Annotated in this window: 1 protein-coding gene; it reads left to right on the top strand. The window is 73.6% G+C overall.

Annotated features, from left to right (window positions below; translation table 11 throughout):
* Positions 1 to 28: 28 nt before the first annotated feature.
* On the top strand, positions 29 to 783 hold a 755-nt coding region (locus ACE3O1_RS08185; RefSeq protein ID WP_374314319.1), incomplete at its 3' end, for a DUF222 domain-containing protein.

Raw genomic sequence — 783 nt, 5'->3', positions numbered from 1 at the left:
GGGCGCGGGGCGCATCGAGCGGTTGCACGTGGCGGTGATCCTCGAGACCGGTGGGGCGATGACGGATGCCGCGGCCCGCGCCGATTTCGAGCGCGCGGCCGTCGCCCTCGCCGAGCGCGAGACGCCCGGGCGGCTTCGTCCCCTGCTGCGCTCGCTCGCCGCTCGGCTCGATCCCCGGTCAGTGGACCAGCGTCACTTCGAGGCGAAGGAGGGGCGTGGCGTGTGGGTGCAGGATATCGACGACGGCATGGCGCAGCTCATCGCCACCCTTCCCGCAGCCATCGCGCACGCGATCCGTGACCGGCTCACGAGATTCGCCCACTCGGTGATCGACGCACGCGAGGCGGCGGTGGAGCCCGACAGCGCCACCCGGGCCGACGGCGACGCCCGCACGGTGGAACAGCTTCGCGCCGACGTGCTCGCCGACCTCCTGCTCACCGCCGATCCGACGGCGGTGCCACGCTCGGCCGATCCGATCGTCGCGACGGTGCAAGTCGTCGTCCCGGCACTGACGCTTCTGCGCGGCACGGGTGTGAGCGACGGCGACCCGGTCGACTCCGGCAGTGCCGAGCACGGCTCTGCGGCGCCACTCGTCGCGGGGCCGGCTGAGCTCGTGGGCCGCGCACCCATCGACATCGCGACGGCCCGATGCCTCGCGGGCACGGCTGCCGGATGGGATCGCATCCTCACGAATCCGGTCTCGGGAGCGGTCCTCGCGGTCGACCGCTACCGTCCGAGCGAGGAGCAGCGCCGCCTGCTGCGAGCGCGCGACGAGCGATGCCG

Origin of the sequence: Microbacterium sp., from assembly GCF_041909575.1 — a bacterium.
In the GTDB taxonomy this organism is placed as follows: Bacteria; Actinomycetota; Actinomycetes; order Actinomycetales; family Microbacteriaceae; genus Microbacterium.
The sequence above is the reverse complement of the archived record's forward strand: the minus strand, read 5'-3'. Positions and strand labels throughout refer to the sequence as shown.